The organism is Pseudoalteromonas sp. G5_S1_14_S5 (assembly GCF_054968605.1).
Genome location: NZ_JBQKUM010000155.1, coordinates 1 through 2,865 on the forward strand (window position 1 = coordinate 1; position 2,865 = coordinate 2,865).

Genomic DNA, 2,865 nt, shown 5'->3' on the forward strand with positions numbered 1-2,865 from the left:
CTAGATAACGATACTTAGTTGCTATATCGACTCTCTACGAGCTTCAGTCTCTTTAGCTGACTTGAGCTAACTTAGATGAAATGAAAGCGGCAAGCTCATCTAATTCTCCATTAACCCACTGGTTAAACCTCTTGGCTCTCAATCGCTTTACACTGTCGATTAACTCACTTTTCGATAACTTGATATTATGGCCAGTTTCTAAACGGCTCATCAAACTGTAGAAATGCTCGGATTCAATGATTGTCTCACCATAAGTGAGTTTCTTAAGATGTCCTTGCACTTTATGTAGCGCTTCTACAGCAACATCTTTATTGGTATTTAAATCTATGGAAACTAAATGAGCAATACGGTCTATGTGATTTTCATCGTCATAGGCAGATATCGTGTATTCAGATTCTAACAATTTGAATTTTCGGTAATTCGCGAAACGCCTAGTTGTATGTGTTACATATTTAAACAATAGGTCATCGCGAAGTGCATCTACGAGGACGTTACGTTTCATCTCATCAGCTAACGCAAACTTGTTTACCAACGGGTTCATTATCGTTGGAGCATTCTTCTTGCCTTCCTTGAACGTTGAGCCTGTCGCTTCTATCATTTGTTGCTCATCACAATCAATTACGGCCACGTAGTTACCATCTTGATTTTTTGTGAATGAAATATAGTACCCGCACAAGTTGTAGTCTTTGGTAATCATTTTCTCATTGCGCATTACTATATCACCGGGTTTACATTTATAGATTTCCAACGCGGCCGTGATGTCATTATGAAGCTTTTTATCACTCCCATCGAAAAACATATGTTCGGCAATTAACGATAGCTCCAAAGACTCATACGCTGCTCGCCTTACACGTAGACACATGTAGAAGAGCAGTAACAGAGGATCACCAACTGCAATCTGTTTAGGTAAAGTGAAAAATACTTCTTTTTTAGCCAGGATTTCTATTAGTTTGGGGTGAAATGTATAGAAGAACAGTGTCGGCTTTACTTCGACGCCGTTCTCATTGATAACGGGAGCGAGTTTCGAGTTAGTTTCAAGTTCAATAATAAACTGGAAGTCTTTTTGCGTGAAAAGTTTCTGAAGCTCTTCATCTACAATTACACCGTCCAGATCTGTCCATTCATAAACCGTGTGACGTAATTCCTGAATTTGTTCTCTTATACGATCACGAGTCTGACCGTTGTCACTCAAACCACGTAGATACAAGATTTCTTCTAGTTTTGCAGCACATTCAGTATTTTCAAACGGACGCGAAAACCGCTTGGTCTTCATAGCTCGGGCGTTATATGCAATAGCTAACGACAATAGTGCCATTAATGTTTGGATAGCACCCTTAGTTGACACTTGTTCATGTCCCTTTGCTGCAACCGTATAATTACCACCTTTTGGATGCTTGAATTGGACAAGCACTTTAGGGCTGCCATTTCGTTTATTTGGAGCCAGTGCTATGTACTCAGTAGGTAAGATTTCTTTATCATAAGGCACCCCCCTCGGAAGATAAGGTCGCAGATCAATATCCTGCTGAGATAGTGATTTTTTCTGAAGAGCATTTTTTACACTTTCACGATTGGACCTTTTATTGCCTTTGGGACGATTGCGATCCGTTAGAGAGTCACGATCGGCAATTATGGCTAGGTCCACTTTTTTCGCTAAGGTGTAAATATTTGAAGTAGCCCGCTTTTGACCGTTGTGAGTGACTTCATGTAAGACTAAGAACCCTAAGTTCTTAAGTTCCATAAGAGTACGTCGAAGGGTTGCAGGTTTAATGTCATAACGTGCTTCGACGCCTCCTTGAAGTACCTTATTGGCTATGCCACTGTGTGATTTAGCTAAAGTAATCAGATGTTGAGCAATAATGCGTTGCTTCAAACCTAAACTCATATCTTGAATTGTATCAAATAACTCGACATCAGCTGGATCGAACAGAAAAAGAGTAAAACGCCTTTTCAGGTCAATTTTTCCTAGCAATTCTTGTGAGATATCGTTGAGTTCTATCGGCATGTGCTTTATCACTGTTTTTCATGATGCTTTAATCATAACTGTTGAACAAGAATAAGCAACCATGTCATTAGCATCCATTCTATTCTGATTTAAGTTCTTAATAATATGATCTTTTTAAAAATGATTTCTTTAGCTGATAAAGGTTTAATGATTAATATGATTACACCCATATCTAATGTTTTAAGTCCACTATACAATTCTTGATCGCTCAATTTAGTACAGTGATATAAGAGATGAACGTAAGCCTATGTTTTACTTAAAAATGCGAATATTTTGACCCTTTGTATTTATGATCGCTCATTTCAAATCAGTCATAAAATGGGTCTGTGGATAGATCCTACAATGATCATTTGATCGCTCAATTAGATCTTTTGATCGCTCAATTGCTTGTTCATGATCGCTCAATTGCTTATTCATGATCGCTCAATTGCTTGTTCATGATCGCTCAATTACTTTCCACAACTTATCGTGGGTTATGAACATATTGCTCACAAGTTATGCACATGTGAGTAATGGTTGATTCACTTTCAAACTGCCATGATCGCTCATTAGAAAAGTTACAGAAATCTAAAAAAATAAATAAATTCAGTGGTTTATATTCAGTTCCATCACTGTGTGAAACTTTTCTTATTATGTGACCAATCTCCCAAAATATTTTCAATCAAACAATTCCTCTTAATATAGTCAGCAGCAATGGTCTTTGTTTTAAGTTTCTATCCCTGATCAGTCATGAACGGCCTAAGCGATAAGCCCTGCTGTGTATGGGTTTAACATCCCTGAAAAGCAATGAGCGATCATGAATGTATTGAGTGGCAAGCCCCGCTGTGTATGGGTTTAACATCCCTGCACAGCAATGAGCGATC

At 38.3% G+C, this 2,865-nt stretch carries 1 protein-coding gene; it reads right to left on the bottom strand.

The genetic code is table 11. The features are described from left to right. Positions 1-52 precede the first annotated feature (52 nt). Positions 53-2,002 carry a replication initiator protein RctB domain-containing protein gene (locus ACTRWI_RS22175; RefSeq protein ID WP_499133861.1) on the bottom strand — a complete coding sequence of 650 codons (1,950 nt, stop codon included), beginning with the start codon at positions 2,000-2,002 and terminating at the stop codon, positions 53-55. Between the last annotated feature and the right edge of the window lie 863 nt (positions 2,003-2,865).

Coding starts and splice junctions, on each gene's coding strand:
- ACTRWI_RS22175 (WP_499133861.1), bottom strand. CDS start 2,002: ATGCCGATAGAACTCAACGATATCTCACAAGAATTGCTAGGAAAAATT.